This is a genomic window from Sporosarcina sp. P7, assembly GCF_002743425.1.
Classification (GTDB): domain Bacteria; phylum Bacillota; class Bacilli; order Bacillales_A; family Planococcaceae; genus Sporosarcina.
The window spans coordinates 200399-224039 of record NZ_PDZF01000003.1 but is presented as its reverse complement, the minus strand read 5'-3'; the positions used below and the strand labels follow the sequence as shown (position 1 = coordinate 224039).

The 23641-nt window shown below is 41.3% G+C and carries 28 protein-coding genes, 3 pseudogenes and 1 riboswitch; of the genes and pseudogenes, 4 read left to right on the top strand and 27 right to left on the bottom strand.

All coding sequences use genetic code 11. From position 1 onward, the window contains the following. Positions 1 to 463: 463 nt before the first annotated feature. The 7 genes and pseudogenes from CSV60_RS05385 to CSV60_RS05355 all read right to left on the bottom strand — a co-directional run bounded on the left by CSV60_RS05385 (position 464) and on the right by CSV60_RS05355 (position 8468). Positions 464 to 1501 carry a ribonucleotide-diphosphate reductase subunit beta gene (locus tag CSV60_RS05385; RefSeq protein WP_099636228.1) on the bottom strand — a complete coding sequence of 346 codons (1038 nt, stop codon included), beginning with the start codon at positions 1499 to 1501 and terminating at the stop codon, positions 464 to 466. After that, the gene (locus tag CSV60_RS05380; RefSeq protein WP_099636227.1) at positions 1480 to 1917 is read right to left on the bottom strand and encodes a flavodoxin; all 438 of its coding nucleotides are present in this window, start codon (positions 1915 to 1917) and stop codon (positions 1480 to 1482) included. The genes CSV60_RS05385 and CSV60_RS05380 overlap by 22 nt, the downstream gene beginning before the upstream one ends. Next, positions 1905 to 2819, bottom strand: a pseudogene (locus CSV60_RS05375) (ribonucleoside-diphosphate reductase subunit alpha); the annotation flags it as partial. The pseudogene CSV60_RS05375 and the gene CSV60_RS05380, both read right to left, overlap by 13 nt. A gap of 228 nt (positions 2820 to 3047) precedes the next feature. Beyond that, the gene (locus CSV60_RS05370) at positions 3048 to 3773 is read right to left on the bottom strand and encodes a GIY-YIG nuclease family protein (protein ID WP_099636226.1); all 726 of its coding nucleotides are present in this window, start codon (positions 3771 to 3773) and stop codon (positions 3048 to 3050) included. Positions 3774 to 3918: 145 nt separating this feature from the next. Next, positions 3919 to 5226, bottom strand: a pseudogene (locus CSV60_RS05365) (ribonucleotide reductase N-terminal alpha domain-containing protein); the annotation flags it as partial. 160 nt (positions 5227 to 5386) lie between these two features. Next, positions 5387 to 5561: riboswitch (cobalamin riboswitch) on the bottom strand. A 292-nt stretch (positions 5562 to 5853) separates the two neighbouring features. Beyond that, entirely contained in the window at positions 5854 to 7275 is a 1422-nt protein-coding gene (locus CSV60_RS05360) for an alanine/glycine:cation symporter family protein (protein ID WP_099636224.1), read from the bottom strand. A 71-nt stretch (positions 7276 to 7346) separates the two neighbouring features. After that, positions 7347 to 8468, bottom strand: a complete 1122-nt coding sequence (locus CSV60_RS05355) for a glycerate kinase (protein ID WP_099636223.1) — start codon at positions 8466 to 8468, stop codon at positions 7347 to 7349. A gap of 383 nt (positions 8469 to 8851) precedes the next feature. On the opposite strand from CSV60_RS05355, the gene CSV60_RS05350 reads away from it, so the two are divergent. Both CSV60_RS05350 and CSV60_RS05345 read left to right on the top strand, forming a co-directional pair. Then, the gene (locus CSV60_RS05350; RefSeq protein ID WP_099636222.1) at positions 8852 to 9355 is read left to right on the top strand and encodes a DUF2243 domain-containing protein; all 504 of its coding nucleotides are present in this window, start codon (positions 8852 to 8854) and stop codon (positions 9353 to 9355) included. Next, entirely contained in the window at positions 9345 to 10178 is an 834-nt protein-coding gene (locus tag CSV60_RS05345; protein WP_099636221.1) for a cytochrome c oxidase assembly protein, read from the top strand. Before CSV60_RS05350 ends, CSV60_RS05345 begins: the two co-directional genes overlap by 11 nt. A gap of 180 nt (positions 10179 to 10358) precedes the next feature. Here the strand turns inward: CSV60_RS05345 and CSV60_RS05340 are convergent, their stop codons facing one another. After that, on the bottom strand, positions 10359 to 10685 hold the full coding sequence (locus tag CSV60_RS05340) for a YnfA family protein (protein WP_099636220.1): 327 nt from the start codon (positions 10683 to 10685) through the stop codon (positions 10359 to 10361). A gap of 280 nt (positions 10686 to 10965) precedes the next feature. Then, positions 10966 to 11475: a YfiT family bacillithiol transferase gene (locus CSV60_RS05335; RefSeq protein WP_099632119.1), complete on the bottom strand. Its 510-nt coding sequence runs from the start codon at positions 11473 to 11475 to the stop codon at positions 10966 to 10968. 152 nt (positions 11476 to 11627) lie between these two features. Between CSV60_RS05335 and CSV60_RS05330 the strand changes: the two genes are divergently transcribed. Then, positions 11628 to 12362 (top strand): MerR family transcriptional regulator, encoded by a 735-nt coding sequence (locus tag CSV60_RS05330; RefSeq protein ID WP_099636219.1) that lies wholly within the window; start codon positions 11628 to 11630, stop codon positions 12360 to 12362. Positions 12363 to 12439: 77 nt separating this feature from the next. Here CSV60_RS05330 and CSV60_RS05325 read toward each other — a convergent pair whose 3' ends face one another. The 17 genes and pseudogenes from CSV60_RS05325 to CSV60_RS05245 all read right to left on the bottom strand — a co-directional run bounded on the left by CSV60_RS05325 (position 12440) and on the right by CSV60_RS05245 (position 22369). Then, complete coding sequence (locus tag CSV60_RS05325) at positions 12440 to 12694, bottom strand: GlsB/YeaQ/YmgE family stress response membrane protein (protein ID WP_099636218.1); 255 nt, start codon at positions 12692 to 12694, stop codon at positions 12440 to 12442. 192 nt (positions 12695 to 12886) lie between these two features. Continuing rightward, the gene (locus CSV60_RS05320) at positions 12887 to 13495 is read right to left on the bottom strand and encodes an RIO1 family regulatory kinase/ATPase domain-containing protein (protein WP_099632122.1); all 609 of its coding nucleotides are present in this window, start codon (positions 13493 to 13495) and stop codon (positions 12887 to 12889) included. A gap of 366 nt (positions 13496 to 13861) precedes the next feature. After that, complete coding sequence (locus CSV60_RS05315; RefSeq protein ID WP_099632123.1) at positions 13862 to 14515, bottom strand: DedA family protein; 654 nt, start codon at positions 14513 to 14515, stop codon at positions 13862 to 13864. Between the two features lie 277 nt (positions 14516 to 14792). Beyond that, the gene (locus CSV60_RS05310; RefSeq protein ID WP_099636217.1) at positions 14793 to 15227 is read right to left on the bottom strand and encodes a hypothetical protein; all 435 of its coding nucleotides are present in this window, start codon (positions 15225 to 15227) and stop codon (positions 14793 to 14795) included. A gap of 202 nt (positions 15228 to 15429) precedes the next feature. Further along, positions 15430 to 16479 carry a threonine aldolase family protein gene (locus tag CSV60_RS05305; protein ID WP_099636216.1) on the bottom strand — a complete coding sequence of 350 codons (1050 nt, stop codon included), beginning with the start codon at positions 16477 to 16479 and terminating at the stop codon, positions 15430 to 15432. A gap of 106 nt (positions 16480 to 16585) precedes the next feature. Next, positions 16586 to 17077, bottom strand: coding sequence for a DUF4825 domain-containing protein (locus CSV60_RS05300; protein WP_099636215.1), 492 nt, complete (start codon positions 17075 to 17077; stop codon positions 16586 to 16588). Between the two features lie 464 nt (positions 17078 to 17541). Next, positions 17542 to 17967 (bottom strand): annotated as a pseudogene (locus tag CSV60_RS16115) (NADPH-dependent FMN reductase). A gap of 367 nt (positions 17968 to 18334) precedes the next feature. Next, positions 18335 to 18517 (bottom strand): hypothetical protein, encoded by a 183-nt coding sequence (locus CSV60_RS05290; protein ID WP_099628984.1) that lies wholly within the window; start codon positions 18515 to 18517, stop codon positions 18335 to 18337. Positions 18518 to 18605: 88 nt separating this feature from the next. Further along, on the bottom strand, positions 18606 to 18968 hold the full coding sequence (locus CSV60_RS05285) for a VOC family protein (RefSeq protein WP_099636214.1): 363 nt from the start codon (positions 18966 to 18968) through the stop codon (positions 18606 to 18608). A gap of 65 nt (positions 18969 to 19033) precedes the next feature. Continuing rightward, a complete protein-coding gene (locus CSV60_RS05280; RefSeq protein ID WP_099632130.1) occupies positions 19034 to 19333 on the bottom strand; it encodes a DNA-binding protein in 300 nt (99 codons plus the stop codon). A gap of 110 nt (positions 19334 to 19443) precedes the next feature. Beyond that, positions 19444 to 19686 carry a CPCC family cysteine-rich protein gene (locus CSV60_RS05275; RefSeq protein WP_099632191.1) on the bottom strand — a complete coding sequence of 81 codons (243 nt, stop codon included), beginning with the start codon at positions 19684 to 19686 and terminating at the stop codon, positions 19444 to 19446. 125 nt (positions 19687 to 19811) lie between these two features. Further along, on the bottom strand, positions 19812 to 20204 hold the full coding sequence (locus CSV60_RS05270; protein WP_099636213.1) for a PH domain-containing protein: 393 nt from the start codon (positions 20202 to 20204) through the stop codon (positions 19812 to 19814). A gap of 106 nt (positions 20205 to 20310) precedes the next feature. Beyond that, positions 20311 to 20574: a hypothetical protein gene (locus tag CSV60_RS05265; RefSeq protein ID WP_099636212.1), complete on the bottom strand. Its 264-nt coding sequence runs from the start codon at positions 20572 to 20574 to the stop codon at positions 20311 to 20313. Positions 20575 to 20650: 76 nt separating this feature from the next. Then, entirely contained in the window at positions 20651 to 20938 is a 288-nt protein-coding gene (locus tag CSV60_RS05260) for a hypothetical protein (protein ID WP_099636211.1), read from the bottom strand. Between the two features lie 246 nt (positions 20939 to 21184). Continuing rightward, positions 21185 to 21574, bottom strand: a complete 390-nt coding sequence (locus CSV60_RS05255; RefSeq protein WP_099636210.1) for a hypothetical protein — start codon at positions 21572 to 21574, stop codon at positions 21185 to 21187. Positions 21575 to 21656: 82 nt separating this feature from the next. Next, entirely contained in the window at positions 21657 to 21896 is a 240-nt protein-coding gene (locus CSV60_RS05250; protein WP_099636209.1) for an ATP-dependent Lon protease, read from the bottom strand. A 62-nt stretch (positions 21897 to 21958) separates the two neighbouring features. Further along, positions 21959 to 22369 (bottom strand): hypothetical protein, encoded by a 411-nt coding sequence (locus tag CSV60_RS05245; protein ID WP_099636208.1) that lies wholly within the window; start codon positions 22367 to 22369, stop codon positions 21959 to 21961. Positions 22370 to 22597: 228 nt separating this feature from the next. Between CSV60_RS05245 and CSV60_RS05240 the strand changes: the two genes are divergently transcribed. After that, positions 22598 to 22777: a hypothetical protein gene (locus CSV60_RS05240; RefSeq protein WP_099636207.1), complete on the top strand. Its 180-nt coding sequence runs from the start codon at positions 22598 to 22600 to the stop codon at positions 22775 to 22777. 300 nt (positions 22778 to 23077) lie between these two features. Here CSV60_RS05240 and CSV60_RS05235 read toward each other — a convergent pair whose 3' ends face one another. After that, a complete protein-coding gene (locus tag CSV60_RS05235; RefSeq protein WP_099636206.1) occupies positions 23078 to 23524 on the bottom strand; it encodes a hypothetical protein in 447 nt (148 codons plus the stop codon). Between the last annotated feature and the right edge of the window lie 117 nt (positions 23525 to 23641).

Here is a 23641-nt window from a genome sequence, read left to right as displayed (position 1 = left end):
AAAGGAAACTATCTGGAACGCCTATTGCGTACAGAAACAATCAGGTTGCATGATAGATAAGAGATTACATACGGATTGTAGAGTACTTCTTCATGTGCGTTTTATCGAGTGTCTACTTGACAGGGGGTAAGTCAAATTTATGAGCGGATAGCGTGGAAGTATGAGCGCTTGACCATATTGTGAGCGTTTCCTTCTGAAAATTGATGGAGCAGTCGCCTCGATCGACATTGAGCGGTTAACTAGGAACATAGAGCAGATGCCGAGATATATTGAGCGATTAAATGGATGGATAGAGCGCGTTCAGGAATTCATTGATCGGTTGAGGAAATGTATGAGCGGATAGCGTGGAAGTATGAGCGCTCAGCCATACATATAAACGACTTCAATTAACGAAAACGGTGCTCTCCCCATCCTCCACGCATAAAAAAGAGGAACCCGTCACGGATTCCCCTCCCTTTATTCATTACAAATCATCAAAGCCGTTCAAATCACTAGTCTTCACATATTGACGGCTCGTTTGTTCGAAGAAGTCCGTTTTCGTATCGTCGAAGTTATCGACGTACGCACGGATCCACTTCATTGGATTATCTGTGAACTCTGGATAGATTTCGCTTAAGCCAAGCATGCGTAACATTTTATTGGCGCGATACTTCACGTAGCCTTCCATCTCATCCAACTCAAGGCCATCGATCCCTGCTAATACATAGCGACTCCAGATGACTTCTTGCTCGACGGAGTGGTGGAATTGGTCATAGATCCATTCCGTGAACTCGTCTGTGTTGTACTCTGGATTTTCAGCTAAAGCTGCACGGAAGATATCGCTGATGGCTTTACCGTGCTGTAGTTCGTCACGGTTGATGTACGAAATCATTGTGGAGGTGCCGACCATTTTTTGATGGCGTGCTAAGTTATAGAAGAATGCGAAGCCACTGTAGAAAAATAGGCCTTCTAGTAATGTCGTATACACCATCGCTTTTAGAACCGTTTCAATTGTCGGGTTCTCCGCAAATTCATTGTAGACATCTACAATTCGTTCATTTCGCTTCATTAATACTTCGTCTGTACGCCCCATTTCAAAGGCTTCCATTTGCTTGTCCAAGTTCGTGACTGATGAAAGTACGTACGCATAGCTGTGATTATGCTCACTTTCCTGGTCTGCAATGGTCGCGAGAATCGACTTGACGGAAGGATCCGTTGTGAAGTCGGCGATTTTCATTGCGATGACAGTTTGTGGACCATCAAGTGTAGCCAGTAGGCCGATAATTTTTAGGAATGCGGATTGTTCTTCTTGCGTCAGGCTCGAGAACTGCTTGACGTCTTGCGTCATGTCAACTTCATTCGCTGTCCAGAACAGGGAACGGATTCGCTGACGTAATGTATAGAAATGGGGATGCGCGAGGTCGTTCCAGTTTAGAATGCCGCTTGCTTCCCCACCGAAAATAGCTGTTGCCTTGTTCGGGTTTGCAGGATTTAATACTTTTACTCTTGTAAGTGTCGCCAATGTTCGAGCACTCCTTTCGTCCAATTCGTAACGGTTTTTTCTTGTATGCCGCGTGGGCTTTGCTCAATCTTTAATGGTTCAAAAGGTGAATGATAGAATTTCGCCAGCTTGTCTGCGGCTTTGCAAAATAATTCATCACCGCCAAACTGGGTATCCCCTGTTCCAAAGACATAGACGAGCTCGGGTTTATAGCCGATGTCCGCCACGAAATCTTTGACTTCATCCGGTGTTGCACCTTTTTCCCATGTGAATGAACCGATACAAAACGCGTCGTATTTTTTAATATCAGGGAGGACACCGATGCCGATACGATGAGTATCGACTTCGACGCCTTCACTTTGGAGACTTTCTGTAATCAATTCCGCTACTTCCTGCGTGTTGCCGCTCCAGGAAGCATAGGCGATTAAGAATGACACCACTCACACTCCTCAATTTCCGCTGCAGTTGAACGCATATAGTACGTGGTTTTCATGCCCGATTTCCATGCCTGCAAGTGCAAATCCAAAATCACAGATGCGCGGATCGAGTTCGGTACATAAATATTGAATGAAATCGACTGATCGATATGCTGCTGACGAGCGGCGTTTTGCTTGATCGACCAACGCTGGTCGACGATGTAAGCTGAACGACGGTAGATGTCATACGTGTTGTGATTCAAATCCGGTGCAATGACCGGTAATTTATAGTCTTTCTTCTCTTCATGGTAAAACGGCTTGAATACTGGGTCGATTGACGCTGTTGAGCCTGCGATAACCGATGTCGAACTGTTCGGTGCGACTGCCATTAAATAGCCGTTACGCATACCGTTCATTGCCACATCCATGCGCAGTTCACGCCATTTATTTGAATCGTATTCGCGTTGCTCAAAGTATTCACCCGTTTGCCAGTCCGATCCATCAAATAATGGATACGCGCCTTTTTCTATTGATAATTCCATTGAGGCTTTAATTGTCAAATACGCAATATTTTCATATAGCTTGTCTGCGAAATCCACCGCTTCGTCCGATTCCCACTGAATGTTTTTCAACGCGAGTAAATGGTGCCAGCCGAATGTGCCGAGTCCAATTCCACGATAGCGTGCATTGGTGCGTTGCGCTTGTACAACTGGGATTTGGTTCTGATCGATGACGTTGTCGAGCATACGCACTTGAATTTTGATCAAACGGTCTAGCACGTCTGCCGTTACTGCTCTTCCAAGGTTAATCGATGACAGGTTACATACGACGAAATCACCTGGCTTTGTGCGTGTGACGACCATATCGTCTTCTAGTGTTACGGATTCATGTGTACTTGCTGACATATTTTGCAGTATTTCAGTCCTCTTCTTCAATTAAGCTCGCAAAGCTTAATCCGCAATTAATTGCTGCTGCATGTCACCATGCAGAGGAGACTATATCATCATCCCCAGCACGACCTGGTAGGATGCTCCGCTTTTCCCTTTATGAATTATCCCTGTTTTTCATCAGGGCCTCGCTTGAGGGGTACTCTACTCGCTTCTTCACTAGTGCTATTTCAACTAGCTATGCTTTCGATAGTCGTTAGGCATTTACTCAACTATAATATGATGGTCTGGAAAGTTACGGGAATACATACGGTTTCTCATAGCATGTGTAGAAATGCCATGAGCTAATGCCGCCTTTGCAATACTTTCATATACCACGTCATGGACTTGGCATTTATAAGCAGCATGTTTGTTGGTTGGTCTTAGTGATTTCGGGACAATTCTCTTACAGCTAGGAAAGTTATCACAGTCTAATCTATACGAAATTGTTGTACAATTAAGGGAAAGTGCAACAGATGCTGCAGTTATTGATGAATATTCAATTCCATCTATTATGATTGCTTTTGAGTTCTTCTTTTTGACTGCTTCAATCATCCTTTTGGTTTTTGGTTTCCCGTACTGATGATTTGAAGCGCCTGTCATTTGTTTCACTCTTAAACTGCGGATATGCTCTTTGTTTGGGTTTGTTGTAAAACAATCTCCGCCAATAGATGTCATTTTAATATTATAATATTCCTTTGATTCTACAGCATTTCGTTTAGAAATATAATATTCCTCAAGTTGATTCAACTCTATATCTGAGTATGCCTCAACCAGAATTACCCTGCTAAACTTTTCCTTACCATACTTTTTAAAAGCCCTTTTCAAATAAAGACCTGAACCCAAATATGTTTCCCAATTATTTATCCGACCGTAAATACATTTTCCAATGTATTTCATATTATTAACTGTATTTGTAGTCTCGTAAACAAAACCAAATGGCTTTTCCACAAATATCATCTCCTATAGAACAAATGTTCTTTATTTGATGATACTACAAAAGTTGAGATTTAGCACGGGATTGTCTTACTAAATAAGAGTTCCCCCGTTTAACGGAGTTTTCGACAGCCATTACTGACTGAAGGTGCTATTGTTAACACAAATTACTAGAATATATAATACCTTCATGCTTATTCGGATTCATGCGGTTTACTTCGTCGCGATAGAACATAAATGGTGTTCCTGTCTCGAGCTGGCTACGCAGAATACGTTTCATGATTTCAATCGCTGAAACCGTCTCTCGTGATAAATCTTCATTACGGACGCATTCTTCATACTTCTCGCGGAATGTTCCTTGTCCTTTTGTTTCATCATAGAAGTCTTCCAATGAATAGCCCATTTTCGTGCGGACTTCATGTGGATCGAATAAATGCCAGTCTTCACGGGACTCGACTTTCTCCATGAACAAGTCTGGCAAGCAAACGCCTGTGAAAATGTCATGTGCACGTAAACGGTCATCGCCGTTATTGAGCTTGAGATCAAGGAATGTGAAGATATCTTGATGCCATACGTCGAGATAAACGGCTACGGCACCTTGACGTTGACCGAGTTGATCGACACTGACTGCCGTATTGTTCAGCTGTTTGATCCATGGAAGAACACCGCTTGACGCGCCTTCGAAACCGCGAATCGATGCACCACGAGAACGAACTTTCCCCATATAGACGCCGATGCCGCCACCAAATTTCGACAAGTTTGCGATATCGGTGTTGCTGTTGTAGATCCCTTGTAAGGAATCATCCACTGTATCGATAAAGCAACTGGATAGCTGACCGTGCATCTTGCCTGCATTCGATAATGTAGGTGTCGCTACTGTCATGTATAAATTGCTCATCGCCCAGTATGCTTCGCCAACTTTATGAATGCGGTCTACTGTTTCGTCTTGCATTAGTGTCATCGCGATGATCAACCAGCGCTCTTGCGGCAGCTCCACTGGCTGTTTCTTAAAGTTTACGGTTACGTATCGGTCTACCAATGTTTTCAAACCGATATATGTGAATAATAGATCACGGGAAGGATCGAGTAGCTTACCGATTTCCTGAAGCTCATCTCGGCTGTACTTCTCTGTCAGAACAGGTGTATATAAACCTTGTTCCACCAAGCGTTCTACATTTTTCGCAAAGTCGGTATAAGCATCCGCCCCACGCAATGCTTGTTGCTTTGCATAGACGTCGAATAAATAAATTCGTGCCGCTACAAACGTCCAATACGTATTTGCTTCATCAATACGGCTTAAAGACTCCAGCACCATCGCGTTCGTCCATTCAGTTGCCGTGCTAGCCGGGTGGCGCTCCTGGAATTTCTCACTCGCTTCGATTAACGGCTCCATTTGTTTCTTGCCGAATTCTTCTTGTAAGTTTTCCAACACTTGATTAAGTCCCTTAGTTTCTTGAATAATAGCCATGATATCCGCTCCCTTTAGTTAATTAATTCGGTTATGTACTAAATAAAAAAAACTCCCAATAAAATCGGGAGTCGTCAATTGACGCTTAGTAGATCGCGGAAAGTTTTAGGCAGACTGAAATAAGACTGCTTTGTGCTTTCACTCTCCAACCCCGAAGAATGTTTTGCTGAGATGACTGGCAGGTCTACTGGCTGGCACATCGTTCTTCCATCTTTCCTTCCCGCCGAAGCAGTGGTTTTATAAGATAGTCGTCCGTGCCCTCAGTTGCGGGGGCAGCTCCGTTAGTGGCGGATTCCCTTTTAAACGTGGTGGGTACCAATTCATCTATTTGCTGTCACACACTATATATAGTGTGTTGATTCATATATAACCCTAACATGTTGTGTTCAAACATGCAAAACAAAAATCGAACCGAAGTTCAGAATCCTTCTTCTGAACTACGATTCGATTTTTGTTATTCAGTATTTTATAGTATATCAAACTTTTTCCTTCTTGACTAAATGGTTTGTGTGAATGCTTTAAACTTAGAAGTGTGTGGAGAAGGGATTTCCGCTACAATCCTAATTTATACATGGTAATAAGTTAAAGATTAAAAATCATATCCCTCACATCCACAAACCACCTCTATTACAAACGATCTTCTGCTTTTTCTGCTGTTTCTTCCCAACATTCCGCGCCTTTTAATTCAGGGATGCTGGCTGATTTGAAGACAGGATTTCTGCCGGCTTTACGTTGTTTAGTGAAGTCGTCCAGTACTTTAAAGGCAATTTTACCAAGTAGTAGAATGACGATTAAGTTAATGATGGCCATTAGTCCCATAAATAGGTCGGCCATATCCCATACAACTTGTACTTTTGCGATTGCACCGAAGTATACCATGACCAGTACGAGAACTTGATAGATTCGTTTCCATACGATGTTGGCATGAATGAATTCAATATTTGTTTCGCCATAATAATAGTTACCGATGATAGAACTGAAGGCGAAGAACATGATAGCACCGGCAATGAAGTACGGTGCCCATGCGCCTACTTGTACAGCCATGGAGTTTTGTGTCAAGATGATACCGTTTGTTTCACCTGTTTGATACAATCCGCCAAGCAAAATGATGAATGCGGTCGCAGAACAGATGATGATGGTATCGAAAAACACACCTAGACTTTGTACCAATCCTTGTTTTGCCGGATGCGATACGTTCGCTGTAGCAGCCGCGTTTGGCACACTACCCATACCTGCTTCATTGGAGAAGAGACCGCGACGTACACCTTGCATCATGGCCATCCCGATTCCGCCACCCATGACTTCTTTAATTCCGAAAGCATGCTCGAATATCAATACCATAATGCCTGGAACTTCAGAAATATTCATAATCACGATATATAATGCTACCAAAATATAGAAGGTCGCCATGATGGGTACGATGGTTTGTGTTACTTTTACAATCCGTTTGACACCACCGAAGACGATAATCCCTGTTAATAGCATTAAGCCAACCCCGACACTCCAGTTCGGAATGCCGAATACTTCAGTGAATGACTGACTGATGGTGTTGGATTGTACTGCGTTAAATATGAATCCGAAACTCATCGTCAGTAAAATCGCGAAGACAATTCCGAGTTTCCGCCAGCCTAGTGCTTTTTGCATGTAATACGCCGGCCCTCCGCGGAATGTGTCACCATCTTTCACTTTATACACTTGCGCCAATGTACTTTCGATGAATCCAGTCGCCATGCCGATTACGGCGATCACCCACATCCAGAATACCGCACCAGGCCCACCAATTCCGATCGCTAGGGCTACCCCAGCTACGTTACCTGTTCCTACGCGCGACGCGGCACTAATTGTGAATGCCTGGAACGGCGATACCCCGTCATTGTTATCCTTCTTCTCTACAATCAGGCGGAACATCTCACCAAATAAGCGCACTTGTACAAATTTCGTGCGAATCGTGAAATATAAACCCGCCGCCAATAAAAGTCCAATTAAAACATATGTCCAAATGAAATTAGTCACCGGCCCTACAAGCCAGTCAATCGCGTCTTGAAACATCTGACCACCTCCTTGTGATTCTATACCCTACTCGCCTACTAGCTATGCATGGTATAAGAAAAAACTATTTTCTACTGTCTATGTTGCAGGACAATTGACGCTTTGTTCTCCAATAACTTTGCTGCTTGTGCCATCAATTCAGCTAACGATTTCTCTCCATCGTCTAATGAATACAATTCGGTGAACCACTCAAGTAGTTCCTGACGCGCCGCTTCTTCAATCGCCCCTGAAATGACGATGACCGGAACATTCTCTACTCTCGCAAGCTTGGCAATCCCCATTAATGCCTTGCCTGCAAGCGTCTGCCGATCTGTCTTCCCTTCCCCTGTGACGATGAAATCTGCTGAAGATAGTTGCTTTGCGAAATCCATCGCTTCGAGCACGACATCAATTCCACTTTTAAGATTAGCGCCACAATACGCAAGTAATGCCCCTGCACTTCCACCAGCCGCCCCCGCACCGCGCAGCTCATGCAATCGCACGCCTGTCTGCCTTTCCGTCATGTCCGCCAGATGACGTAACCCTTCATCCAGACGCAGAACCATCTCTGCATCCGCCCCTTTTTGCGGACCGAAAACAAATGACGCACCCTGCTCACCGACAAACGGATTTTCTACGTCGGACGCAATGCGAATGTCCGTCTCCAGCAAACGTTTATCCAGTTGCGAGATATCAATTTCATCGATTATTGACAGCGTTGAGCCATTCATCTGCACTACCTGTTCGTCGGCTAAAAAACGAACGCCTAGTGCTTCGAGCAAGCCTGTTCCCCCATCATTCGTCGCACTCCCGCCAAGTCCAATAATCATTTTCCTGTAACCTGCATCAAGCGCATGACGAATTAATTGCCCTGTACCAAATGTTGACGCTTTCATTGGATCGAGTTCATGATCCGCAAGCAACAGCAAACCGGACGCTTGTGCCATTTCAATGACCGCTGTCTCGCCGTCACCAAGCACACCAAAGTGCGCATCCATTGCGCGACCAAGCGGATCTTGCACAGACACGGTTCGCAACGTCCCCCCAGTTGACGACATGAGGACAGACAGCGTCCCCTCACCACCATCCGCAACCGGTAAACGGACGACTTCTGCGTGCGGATATACTTTTTTTACGCCACTATATATAGCGTCGGCCGCTTCTTCTGCATGCAAGCTTCCCTTAAATGCATCAGGCGCAATAACAATTTTCACGGCTCTCACTCCCTTTATTCGTATTCTAGCAGATTATGCGGGAAAAGTTACCATAAATTATTGGATGGCTACTATATTTTTATCATGAAAGCTTTCAGATGTGGATGTGTGTACGCTCAATGTTTGCAGGTATCCGATCATACTTCAGCGGAGTGCGCTCTATGTGTTCGTCCATCCACTCTATTGCGACGCGTATCCGATCATAGACCCCGGTAAGACGCTCTATACGACCGTGTATCCGCTCAATGTCTACGGATATCCGATCATACTTCGAGACAGAGCGTTCTATGAGTCTACCCATCCGCTCTACTAGCCACGCAACATGTTTTAAATGCCGCATTTTTAGGGAACACTGCGTATAAAAGGAAAGGAGTGAGTAATAGATGGCTGTGTTGCAAGTGAAAAACTGGACGAACCGAAAAAGTTATCAGAAGAGAAATCTATGGGCGGGTATATTATTCGGACTCGGGTTCGTGGCGTTTTTAGATGAGACAGTATTCCACCAGCTACTTCATTGGCATAAGTTTTATGATAAATCTACGGTGGCGGTTGGATTGGTATCGGATGGTTTGTTTCATGCATTTAGTTGGTTTGCGACAGTGGGAGGGTTGTATTTAGTGGCGGATTTGCGCAGAAGGCATGCGTTATGGCATAAGATGTTCTGGGGTGGCAAGTTACTCGGGGGCGGTGCGTTCCAACTGTATGACGGGACCATTCAACACAAGGTCATGCGCATACATCAGATCCGATATCACGTGGACATTGTTCCGTATGATATCGTTTGGAACGTTACTGCGATTTTGATGATTGCGGCAGGTTTGTTGCTCATCAAGTCCGCGCAACGGAATGCACGCTCGGCGGAAAGGCTGATGCCTCATGCCACATGATTCCTATATCAGTGCAACCGATTGGTTATTTGGGATGCTTGCGTTGCTCGCCATCGTATTCTACGGGGGCGCTGTCTTTCATTCCAACCGGCAAAGCCGCTTGCGTAAATGGCCACGAAAACGGATCGTGTTATGGATTGCGGGTGTACTCGCTTCAGCAAGTGCTGTTGTCGGACCGCTTGCCGAACTGTCACATGATTTCTTCACGTGGCATATGTTGGGACATCTCTTGCTCGGTATGATCGGTCCCCTTCTGTTGGCGCTCGCCGCTCCCATAACATTATTGCTCCGGACATTACCCGTTCGACAGGCAAGAATGGTAAGCTCCTTGCTAAGAAGCCGACTTGCGGGGTTCTATACACATCCCGTCACTGCCTCCATTTTAAATATCGGCGGACTTTGGCTGTTATACACGACAGGCTTGTTTGCGGCCATGCACCATCATCTTTGGCTCCATGTCTTGATCCACATGCATGTGTTCGTTGCGGGATATCTATTTACCATTTCTCTTTTATACACCGATCCTGTATCTCGTCGGTACAGTTACCGCTTCCGCACTGTAGTCTTTATTGCGGCTCTTGCGGGACACGGAATTCTATCAAAATTCCTATACGCCTATCCGCCTGCCGGTGTACCCATTGAAGAAGCGCGCACAGGGGCCATGCTTATGTATTATGGAGGTGATGCGGTGGATCTCGTGTTGATCATCCTTTTGTTCAGGAGCTGGTATCATTGGGCCAAACGTCAACAGACCCACATTCCGTCCACTTCAGACGGTCATGTGTATATGAATGAAACGACACAAAACGCACCCGCTGGCTAATGGGTGCGTTTTATATTTTCTATTCATTTCATGAGTCCGGTATACCTGTCACAATGGTCCCTTGGGCAGCGGCACACAACTTCCCGATAGTGAACATTTCATTTTGCGTCATGCTCTCCCCTTATAGACTGTAGGCCTTCACTTGGAATGAAGCGAATATTTTTCATACGCCAATCACTATTACGATCTAGGTGCAAATAATATGACAGACACACCAATTAGGCAAATACCGGCTCCTATGAAATCATACAAATCAGGAGTTTTTTTATCAATTCCCCATCCCCATAATACGGATAGAAAGATGAACACGCCTCCATATGCCGCATAGACTCTGCCAAAGGTTGGAAAGGTCTGAAATGTGACCACTACGCCATATAAAATTAAGGCAATGCCGCCGAATAATCCAAACATTGCAGATTTCCCTTCGCGCAACCATAGCCAAATTAAATAACCTCCACCGATTTCCGCTAAGCCGGCCAGCAGAAATATCACCACGACCTTCAACATCAGTAAACCTCCATTTACTCACTTCGGATCATCCAACATATAATTGTTCACATACACAAGTCTATTTCTTGAAAACTAGTATTAACTATATCATGATTCAGACAACTTAAAAAAGCTAACTATATTCTGAACAGATGAACTTGGCGTGAAGCTAATTAAACATGACGACTTTACTTTCGTTTGTTGCTCATACATAAAAAGGGTCTGCAACGTAACACATAAAAACCAAAATAGAAAAAGGCTTATCGAAGTTCGATAAGCCAGTTCACCGTATCTTCCATTATTTCGCCAAAGCGATCTCAATATGCGCTAAATGATGCGCTTCATGCCAAGCCAGTTTCGCTACTTTTGTCGCTACGGCAATCTCGCCGTTTACTTCATGAGTAAATGTTCGTTGTAGTTGCTCTTCCGTCAGACTATTGCCTAACGCTACAATACGCTCATTGATCCCTTCAAGCATCTTAATGGAAGGCTCAACTGGTAGCTCATTGTCAGGTAGTACAGCCCATTTCTCTTGATCAAATGCGGGTACTGTTGGATGGTCGTCTGTTAACGCAAGCTTTAATCGCTGATACATAATCAACTGCGAGTCTGCAATATGATGTACCAATTGACGAACTGTCCATGCACCTGCGCGATACGTTTTAGTTAGCTCTTCGTCAGTCAATGAATCTACAGTTCCCCTTAATCGGGTAGTATATGTTTCAATTTCTTGTAACCACTTTTGAATATCTTCCAACGTCACCTGTTCAGGAACGTGTAATTTTCCGATCGGAAATTGATTATCCATAACGAACCCCCCTCTTCATTGCCTTCATTATCCCATAAACTATCTAATTATTCTACGAATTGCATAGCACTACTTTTTTTAAAAACTCTACTGACTGTATTGACCCTCACGTTACGTTACACTTTATACTACATAGTAAGGAGGTGTTGATAATGAAAATGAAGGTAAAGGAAGTCGCGGATTTAGTCGGTATTAGCGTACGCACACTTCATCATTACGATGCAATCGGATTGCTGACACCCGAGGAGACAACAGACAATGGTTATCGCTATTACTCCGAACGGAACCTTGAGACTTTGCAGCAAATACTATTTTTCAGAGAACTAGAATTTCCTCTTAAAGAAATAAAGAACATTCTCAGCGAACCGTCATTTGACCGCCAGCAAGCTCTTCAGCTACATCGAAAACTATTGCTTGAGAAACGCGAACGGATCGATCAAATGATTGCGACTATTGATAAAACTACACAGTATATAAAAGGAGAGAGGGACATGTCGAACGAAGAGAAGTTTCAAGGATTTAATTTTAATCACAATCCCTATGAAGAAGAGGCTCGAAAATTATGGGGAGCAAAAGCGGTTGAACAATCGAATACCGCATTCGAAAACAAAGCAGTCGGTGAAAAAATGAATGACATCTACCGGAAATTAGCACATCTTACAAACACACCGCCTGAATCCGCTGAAGCACAAACAGCTATTACAGAATGGTATGAGTTCTTGAATACACACACTGGCCATCACTACACATTGGAAGCATTCAAAGGTTTGGGGCATATGTATATAGCAGACGAACGCTTCACGACGAATATCGATCAATTCGGTGCAGGTTTGGCACAATTTATGAGCGAAGCGATGACGTTTTTTGCAGATCATAACAAAAACTAAACATCCTGTTGCATGCTGTTTATCAATCAATAAATAGGGCTACCTCCACATTTCGGGTAGCCCTCATCCCTGTCTATTCACCGATGTTTCCGCGCTGCTTTCATCATGTAACTGACGACTATGACAAAAATCAACGCACCGACAATAGTAGGGACGACATGAAAGTCACCTAAACGCGGTCCCCAACTGCCAAATAAATTGCCTCCAATCCACGCACCGATGATACCTGTAATCACATTCCCCACCACACCGCCTGGGACACTTTTACCAATGATCAGACTAGCAAACCAACCCATCACACCACCAATTATTAAATATAAAAGGATACTCATTTCACACGCCCCTTCTCTTATTTTCACGCGTTTTTATTACGTACATTTCGAACATAATAGTGAAGTGAAAAAGTGATATCTTATTAACAATCTATTCTTCGTTACAGCATACTATTCGACAAATGAAAGTCTGTGTAGGTGCATGTATGCGAAAAGTCCATTCTCATGTTATAGAAACACTGAAATCTCTTTTCATAATCGATATGACGGAATGAGTCCCTTTTTATACAAGAACGCTACACCATTCAAAAACGAACTCGGGACTTTCTTCCAAAAGAATCGTTTTTGATAAAATTGACGATGGGCTTTTTTCAAATTACTCCACTGTTTGCAGTCTTTTTTCTGTCTGTACCGCGCCACATCAATCAGCTTCACTCGATTGTCAGGCGTGATCAATATATTGCGTAAATGAATGTCTGAAGGATTCAAACCTGCGTCGGTTGCTAACGATAAGGCATAGTCGATTTCTTCTATATGAGCTTCTGTAATCAAACGCCCATTTGTTAGGCAATCAAAAAGTGTATCTCCTTCCACGTAATCCATCACTAAGTAATTCGCACCTGCCTCATAAATACGTGGAAAGTACTGAATATCCTTGAGCGATCGATAAATCTCCGCTTCTTCCTTCGCAATATACTCAAAGTTTGAAAAGAATACCTTCATCGCCTTGTTCGAGAATTTGATTCGAAATACAAACGCACTCCTTCCTGTTCCGACGAGCTGCATAGACGGATGAAAGTCTATCAGACGATTCTTTTTATTCACGACAATCGACTGGACAAGTTCTTGATATATACTCAAAGTGTAACCTCCTATAATTTTCAAAAACAAAAGAGACATCAAAACCAATTAGTGGCTTAGATGTCTCTGTTACAATCACAAAAGACCTCACCAAATAATTGGTAAGGTCTCGCAAACAACGTTAGTTGCCAGTAAAGCCGAGGACATCCATCCTGTGTTGACGACTTTTACTGTCATAGCTACTCCCCTTAACGGAAGTGTTCGTATACATGTATAGGCTCACTATAAATTGAACCGATTTAGATGTCAACTAACTAAGCATGCATAGGTATTCATTGACACATTGTGATAAAACAACCAATTACTTTTCTGCTGAACCCCTTATTCCATCAAACGTTTCACTAGTGCACCTTAAACTGTTTCTTCTCATCTTGCAGGTTGACTGCTAAATTTACTTTTTACCATACCGATCAAAGCAGGCAGAACAGATAAAAAGATAATCGCAAGTAACACCGTGGAAAAGTTCTCTTTAATAATAGGAATATTACCGAATAAATACCCTAGCATCGTGCACAGACCTACCCAAAAAGCTGCCCCGACGACATTATAGAAAGCAAAGTACCGGTAATTCATGCGGCTCGCGCCCGCAACGAACGGAGCGAACGTCCGGACAAACGGCATAAAACGGGCAATCAGGATGGTTTTCCCGCCGTGTTTATTAAAGAACGCCTCCGCAGCTGTCATTTTCTCTTGGTTTATGACTTTCCCTAGCCAACTGCCAGGAGAAATCGACATGCCCACTTTACGTCCAATATGGTAGTTCACTGTATCGCCTATGACCGCCGCAACGAAGAAGACCGCGACAAGCAACCAAATATTAAAAGCATCTAGCGCCGCAAATGCACCGCCTGCGAAAAGTAAGGAATCTCCAGGTAGAAACGGAAAAATAACGATTCCAGTTTCAATGAAAACGATTAAAAATAAGATGACGTACGACCAGCCGCCAAATATTTGAATAATATCGACTAGATGCTCGTCAATGTGCAAGATAAAGCTGATCAGACCTTGAATGAGGTTCATGTAAAGGCTCCTTTTTTGAAAAAATGACTTCGACGCTACACAAGTTTGGATACCATGCGTATACACACTATCTATACACCTTACGTCCGGCACAAGGTATTTATCCTTGAAAAGCGCCAAGCTTGTAAAATAAATAAGATTCTCTTCCCATTTGAAAGCAAACAGGGAATGGATAATAAGCGGTTGCGTCTACTTATGAGACTTATTAAATATACCATGGATTCCCGTAAGTTCATCCAACTTATTATATTTTCCATACAATTGAATCCCAGATACGCTACACACGAACCCGATCAACGTATCGGATGACTAGGCTAGCAACGAGCACACTAAAAATCAAATGACTTACCGTCCAGTATAACCACGCCATGCCGTCATCCGCTGCTGGCGGCTGATCGGTTAGCAAGGTAAGGAAATACAATACGCCGCTCCCCGCTGTATATACCACAACATACGGCCACATGTTATATTGCCATTTGAAAAATTTTAATAAGTAAAACAGCCCCAACACGCTGGCAATACAAAAGACGAAGTGAAAGACGATGCCGAACCAAGCGACGTGCGAAAAGACATGAATGATGGGGAAATAATCTACATTGTACAGCAAAATATACGCTTCATTTCCTGTTACAGTCCATATGACAAGCATGAGTAGCGCCAACACGGCACCACCGGCAATTCCTATGCCGATCAACTGAAAAAATTGCTTCATCTGCTCCCCCTCTTTTCGTTAAGGTATTTGGTTATCTATTCCCTCGCATTTTCTAAATAAACGACCCTATTCCATAGTCTTCTATACTACAAATCTACAGTCTAGAGGCACTACTACGTGCCATACCATCACAAAAGAGACCTCACCCAAAACGGTAAGGTCTCACAAAAAGAGTTGAGTTGTCAGTGGCACCAACCAGCTACTAGTAGGATGTAATACATAGCAGATGCAAATCATGGACGAGCATGTCGACATGTTCTTTCTTAGTAGACCAGCTGGTACAAAAACGAACCGCACTATGGCTAGCGTCGACTTTTTCCCAGAAGGTGAATGAATATTTTTTGCTCAACTCCGTCATGACATACTCCGGCAATATCGGGAATTGCTGATTAGTTGTCGAATCATAACGTAATGCAAACCCGTTCTCTACAAATGCTTGTCGAAGGATCAACGCCATGTCCACCGCATGTTTCGAAACTTCATAGTACAAACCATCTTCAAACAACGTTTCAAACTGGATGCCTAACAGTCTCCCTTTAGCAAGCAAGCCGCCACGTTGTTTAATGAAATATCGAAAATCTTTTTTCAATGAATTATTGGTAATGACAACTGCTTCACCAAACAATGCACCAATTTTCGTTCCGCCAATATAGAACACATCACATAGTCGTGCATAATCTGCTAACGTAATATCATTATCAACCGAAGCCAACCCATACCCAAGTCGGGCACCGTCCAGTATTAATGGCAATCCGCATTCCCCACATACTTTACTCAAAGCTTCCAATTCCGCTTTAGTATAAGTCGTTCCATTTTCAGTAGGGTTCGAAATGTACACGAGACCCGGCTGTACACTGTGCTCTGGACTCGCATCATTCCAATGGGCATCCACTAGCTCTTTCACTTGCTCCGCTGAAATTTTCCCGTCCTCGCTAGGTACAGTCAGTACTTTATGTCCCGTAGATTCAATAGCGCCTGTTTCATGTGTCGCGATATGACCACTCTCCGCAGCGACTGCGCCTTGGTAAGGACGTAAAATCGACGCGATGATAGTAGTATTTGTTTGGGTTCCCCCTACTAAAAAGTGAACATCCGCCTCTTGCGCTTCACACGCTTTACGAATATACTCTCTAGCTTTTTCGCAATGTTCATCCATACCGTATCCTGGAGTTTGTTCTTCATTTGTTTCAATTAATCGTTGCAAAATTCGCGTATGCGCGCCTTCCGTATAATCATTTTCAAATCGTATCATCGTTGTCCATCTCCAAATATGCCTGATTTTTTCTGCAAGTATACCATAGAATGATGGATTTCTGTTGCATCTTATATTGTTCTTACAATGATGAATTTTCCGTTTTTTATTCCGCAAACAGCTGTTGTAGTTCACTGTCATCTTGTAATTTTTCTTGAATAAAAACTTTCAATTCTTCTTCATTCGTAAAGTCGTTTAACTCTTTCCCATACCAGTCTTGTAATTTCGTTTTATGAATTGTATAGGCATAGTCTCCAAATTTAAAGCTAGCCCACTCCGCATTATCGATGAGCGCGAATAAATAACTAGCATTGTAAACCGCTGTCTCTTTATATTCACTTTCCCCTATCGCCGCGTCCATATTTTCATACTTGATCGTCATACCATATGGTTCTGTTTTGGTTTCAAGCGACACTTCCTCAAACTTTTCGGCATAACGCAGTTGGCCAATTATATGGATGACTGCACTGTTATCACCAATAAATGATCCTTTGTATTGGAATACATCTTCACTTCGTTGATCGGTAGTGGAACTGCATCCAGTTAAGAAAAGTATTAGTATTAATGAAGACAAAAAGTATTTTATGAAGTTTTTCATTGGAGTCTCCTTCCTTAATATGTTTTACTCTATCGCTCAATGATCATGACGATAGACGTTATTTGGGTTTTCAAGGATTCCCATTCTATTTTACGCTATAACTATTCCGTCTTCCAAATCATTTATCCATTTACAGTAAAAAAAGAGGGAAGTAATACTACTTCCTCTCTTCTAATCGATTGTTTAGATTTTTATGTTGCTTGCCAACTTTTCTCCATAACGTGGTGCCCTTTTAGAAAAAGCACGTCTACCAAGTGATAAATGGTGCGGATCCTGGTGGGGCGTTTCGTATCATATCAACTAGAGGGAAAAACAGCGTGAATACTATGCCACCAATATTAAACAAACTAATTATGGACTCTAAATTAATCTCTCTCTCCCCTTTTTCAATATCTGTTAACTGGTCCGTTAGTTCAATAAGAAAAGCGATTCTTATTAAAGAATCGCATAAAACGGCAGTTTCCTTATGCTTGATATTTCTTAATCAAATGAACAAATGCATCAACGAATGTTTGTAAGAATTGAACAGTTCCTTGATCTTTCACTTTGTCGTTTTCATCCAATAAAGCTGCAGCATTACTAATATAAGCTTCCGGTTGTTGAACTACTGGCATATTTAAGGGTACAAGGATTTGACGTAAATGATGATTTGCACCAAATCCACCCAAATTACCAGGTGATTGGCTGATAACCGCTGCCGGTTTACCATTTCATACACTCGCTCCATAAGGATGTGAACCTACGTCTAATGCATTACTTAATACAGCAGGTACAGAACGGTTATATTCAGGCGTTACAAATACAATAGCGTCAAATTCCTTTATTGTGTTACGAAATGAAGTATATTCTGCTGGAACATTATTTTCCCCATCTACATCCTGATTATAAATATTAAAGAAAAAAATACTTCCCCCATGATATATATCTTTTCAGCTGCTTCTCCTATATAAGTAATCGTGGCATAAACATTAAGGTCTTTCTCGACATGTATTGATACTTTGAAATCATCCACCTGTTTAGGCTCAATAATAATCGGTTTACCACTTACATTTTCTTCATTAGTGTTATTGGTTACACATCCGTATAGTCCGAAAATAGAAGTTATGGAGACAACGACAAATAATCTTCCAATTATTCCCGACCCCTTTTATGATTAGACGTGATACTAGTCGGTTCGTTTCAAATTTAATCATACTAATCTGGCCCTATTTAGACTAAATCATCTTCCACAACTGCACTCATTTGCATGTAAACCTTTTAATTATCTAAATCATCATCAGTAAATGACTTTTTATTTACTACAGGCTCGGTTGTTCTTTCTATTGACTGTCCCACTACAGACTTGTTAATTCCTTCTTTGACTGCTTTATAGATCACTAGATAAAGAATGAATAATCCTATAATCCAGAGAATAATCATCCCAAAAACCTGGCTTGCCATTAACTCTCACTCCATTCTTTATACAAAGCTTCCCCGCTGCTGGTACGGTGTTTATTCAACAACTGCTTCCATTTGCTGAACCCTGAACTTATAATTCTTGAATCATTTCTACTCTGTTCCCAAACGGATCTCTAAATTCAAATCGGTCATAACCTGGAATTGGTACGCCTTCAATGATTTGAATAGTATGTTGTTCTAACACGCCTTTCCAATGTAAGAGATCCTCTACCAGATAAGCTACATGCGCTTTTGTCGTTAAGCGGTTAAAACCGTCTTCTGTGCCTACGTGAACCTCTCTGTCTCCGACTTTCAACCAGAATCCTCCACGACCAGTAAGTGAATCTGGCTTTTCTACTTCTTTCAATCCCAATACATCACAATAAAAATTCTTACCTTCCTCTTCCGCATTTTTCGGAATTGTGATCTGCGCATGATGCAATCCAAGAATCATTTACCTCTCCCCCTTTGTATTGAAAACTTTACCTATCAAACAATCCGGCCAAATTACTAGATCGTTCACGCCCCTATATCAGACAACCATTTACGAAGTTTTGCTTTAGGGTAATATATTTTATTATTTATAACTACGCGCGGTATGTTTGGATATTCTTGAATCAAGTGTTTCGCATCTTCTTTGGAAATCCCCATGAAGTAATGAACATTATTTTCCCTTATCAATTCGTGTTCATCATCATCGCTAAAGATTTCGCTGATACTATCTTTAGCATTCGGATTTTTAAAATTTTTGAGCCCATCTCCTACAAAATATCCAGCTGCAGCAATTCCTAATCCAATCCAAATCAAATCAAATTCCATATCATTATCTCCCAATTTTCCAACATACTGTATGTAAGTAAGTGGTCCTTATATAGATCAAACGCAATTCCTTACTATAAAATCGCACTCGATTCTATAGTAATCTCTGATCATATAATGATTTCCAATCCACTTCTGTTTTCTGCTACACCAAATTCGATAAAATTATTTTGTGCTTCTTGTAACGACGGCTCGTTAGCTCCGCCAGTATAGTCTGGATCAGCAAATTGAATGTTATCGTCTTCCCAAAAACAAATACCGCAAATATCGAAAGTGCCGGATGGCTTTTCATCTAATGTTTTATATCCATAACTGGGACATGTATATTTTCCACCATTCCAACACTTTTTCAGCTTTAACAATCTCGTATGATAATTGACTATAACTATCCTTTTCTATTCAATTGAAGGAGTGTTCAATAATTTGACCCGATCCCCTGTTAAGCAATCGCGTTACGAATATGGAAATGATAGTACCTCTACTTTTCATTGAATTCCAAAGAAATCTTGTCTATTTGTATATTGGGGTTTACAGCTAACAATGAATGTATAAGTTCACTTTCATTTTTGGGAGATATATTTATCACATCATATTTGCCAAAAAGAATATCCAACCTGTCAACGGATAGAGCAGGCGCTGTAAATGGACTTTTTGTTCTGCTGATTTTTTTGATCTCTTTGATTTGTACTTTACTTTTATACGGACCAAATTTTAATTTCAGCAATTCCCCCTCAACCTTATAACCTGTTCCAAACCAAATCCATATTAATAAAGCTAGAATGGATGCACCTATGATATATCCAGGTACACTTTTATAAGTGATTATTTGCCAGCCAACAGGTTCTCCACCGAAAATGTAAGTTAAAATCATGAAAAGAATAAAACCCCAAATGATTAAGAAAAACCAAATGTCTTTCTTGGTTGGAAAATACTTATTCAGTTATCGTCCCCGTTTGCTTTACAGATACCACTAAAATTCACGCCTCTGTATTAGTATCTATCTCACTTTTTCTAACGTCCGAAATGGTCTTTACGGCCACAATTAAAAAGAGAGCAATAAACCCCACTTTGAATCCTATTGACCAATTCCATATGAAAGCCGAGAAAGCGACTCCAAATGTTAATGCTAAATGGTATAAAACTTTATAAGATCTTTTTGAAAAAACATCTATTACAAAAAACATAATGAATAGAATCATGAATATATTTCTTAAAACTTCAAACAGAGCGTCCCAATCCATCGTTTAACCTCCTTCACAAAATGGCCCGATTATGGAAAATCCTTATTCAGTTATCGCACCTATTATTGAAAAGTAATTATAATTTCACTGTCCAAATTTTATAGATAATTTGACCATTTATTTCCGTTTTTTCTATACAAACATCAATTTGGATATTGTTATAAGCAGCCCATTGAGGAAAAAGAGTTGTTAAATATTTAATTACCTTTTCATCAGGTGTTGTATATCCTACATTATTTTTATTACTTAAATAGGCAACAAAATCTGGATATAATCCTTCTGTCCATTCTTTAACTTCAAACTCCGAATCAAAAATACGGTTATCTTCTTTATGGCTTCCATTTATCCATTTAACATTCTCCATTGAATACACTTCATTCCCAAGTTTCTCAAAATCTATTATGCTAACCTGTCCCTATAGTTTAATAAGAAAAAGGTTCTTAACTCCTTATTGAAGTAAAGCGCTCGATTGAAGAATCACCTAACACAAGTTATCCTACAAACTATATTAAATTGGCCGGTTCCTTGTATAAGTTGTATGATAATCACATCCTTTTCTAGCTCATCAAATTCATATCAAAAGCACAGCCACTTCACAACAACATCTACTTCACATTTCCTTAAACTGATTTGACACATGAACCAGAACATACTTTTTCGTCCACATTTGCGTCGTAACGAGCAAGGTCTCACCTTCTTTTTCAAAGAAAAGGCCTGAACCCTCTTTTGCTTTAAATGCCCACCCTCTAGAGCCGATCATTTCTTTAATCGTTTCATCAGCTATTGAAATACCTTTGTTCTGGCTTCTTGTGATATACCACGCGGAGTCTTCCTCTGCAGCAATTTCTACAATCTTTCGATCAGAATCAGTCAATTGTCTGATGACTTCTTTCGCCGATAGATTTTCTATTGGTAGAGAAGGATAATAGGATTTATTCACAACGATCCACACAGACACCATAACTACAAGTACCGCCACGATCATGCCAATCCATTTCACACGCGCTCACCCATTCCCACAAACTGTCGATACACATACACCACGCTGTGTCATTCACTTCTTCCCAACTGAAGTTCTAGCCTCAACCATCTTGCTCCGACTTTTCCCGTTCCTCTCGTTCAAGAATATATCTCTCGTATGCATCCTTCACGCCATCGTACGCATCGACTGGGACGGTATGTTGATGTATTTCCTTCAACAACCAAAACGACCTGAAAATCACTCCGACGATGATGGCAGCTAACATATACCAACCTATAGGTCCCGTAAACGCCAAAATTCCTAAAATCCCCGCTACTAAAATACACCCTACCAACTTCATACCATCTCTCCTCGTACTCCGCATGTAGCGACAGATTTGCCGCCACTATGATTTCTTCTGTGTCATAATCCAATCAACTGGAAATGTGTTTCTTCATCATTTTTAAAAATTTGCATATATTCATACGTTCGATCCAATGTAATGTTGTATAACTTATACTCGTCTTCTGTCGGTTCATCATTCTCCTGCAAGTATATCTGGATAGAGTCCTCATCCGTTTTAATCTCCATATCGCCAAATCCTTTGCCATTTTCCAGGAAATCTCTATTTAGATACAAATATCGTTTTACTTCTGTTTCATTGAACATATAGATGCCATTTCCCTCAGGCTCTTCAGAAGTTTCTATACCGTCAATGAAACTTTTCACATCTGCATTCACTTGGGCGATGGTCACATCAGAATAGGATAATTGCTTCTCGCCACACCCTACCAACACACCCACAACTATCAGCAACACGAATAATTTCCTCATTTTATATACGTCCCCTTTCAAGTTAATTCCATAAGCATTGCATAAACACTTCCAATGAATATACCACCACTTCCAAATATTACATACCGGTTAGGTACTATTCTACAATAAAAATTAGCGATATATGCAATAATTCACAATTGTTCATACGTATATGATAAAATGGAATAGAGTGACATTCTCTTTCTTAAATAGAACACTATTGTTTAGTATAAGGAGGAATTGCAAATGACTAAAGATGACAGACAAGAGATTATCAGAAAGAATGAAATGCGGTCGAAGGAAATTTCCAAAATGATTGGCGAAGGCGGAATCGGTGCGGAAAAGTATTACGATATTAGGAAAAAAACATCTACTGAAGATACTCCAGAAGAACACAAAGAGAATGTATCTGACGACAATAAATAATCTAGTTGCTTACTGCACAATTCCATAGTACAACCAACGCGCTGCTTTCCTATTTCATGGGGAGTGGCGCGTTATTTTGCAGGAACACATAAAAGAATTCCGTAGTACACTACGGGGTTCGGTAGGTAGGGAGAAAACACGAAAACGTAACCCTATTAACAATCCATTTAGCGTATGATTTGTAACCGAATTGATAGTAGAAAAAGCAAGAAAAAATGCTTAGGCATAGAAGCCTGAGCATTTTTTTATTCAACAATCGCACCTGATTGTTGCATTGTCCCTAGTATTTATAATACAAAGTTACCCTCCCGTAGGAGCGACACAAATAACTTGTACCTTACATTTTTTTAGATTTGATTTTCTTACAATCTTGATTTGCCCGCCGTTACATGGCGCAATGCGGACAATAATGGGCTGCCCATTTTCATCTCTGCTCCAAACTAATGTAGGACATTTTTTTAATTTGCCTGCATCATCGATATATGTGAACCGATGAGCAAGTAGTTCCAGTTCGCTTAGAGTAGCGATACGAAAAGGATCTCCTAAACTCTGACAATATTTAACTGCTTGGCGAAAACATCTGTTTATTTGAGTGTAATTATAAACTATATTAGTAGCAGCATCATAACCCTCTGAAGCAAAAAAATCTCTGAATTCTTGACATTGACTTCCTTCACACCGGGTTAATTGTTGTGGACATTTCTTTTTACACTTACAACGGCAACCTGCTTTTTTCTTTTTGCACATACTATTTCACCCCCTACATTTACTATATTGATAAAGGTAGACAAGGGATTGTATGTATATATCAGAAAGTGCAAAATAAATCATTAGAACGCTTAGACAAATGTTTTCCTAAAAATT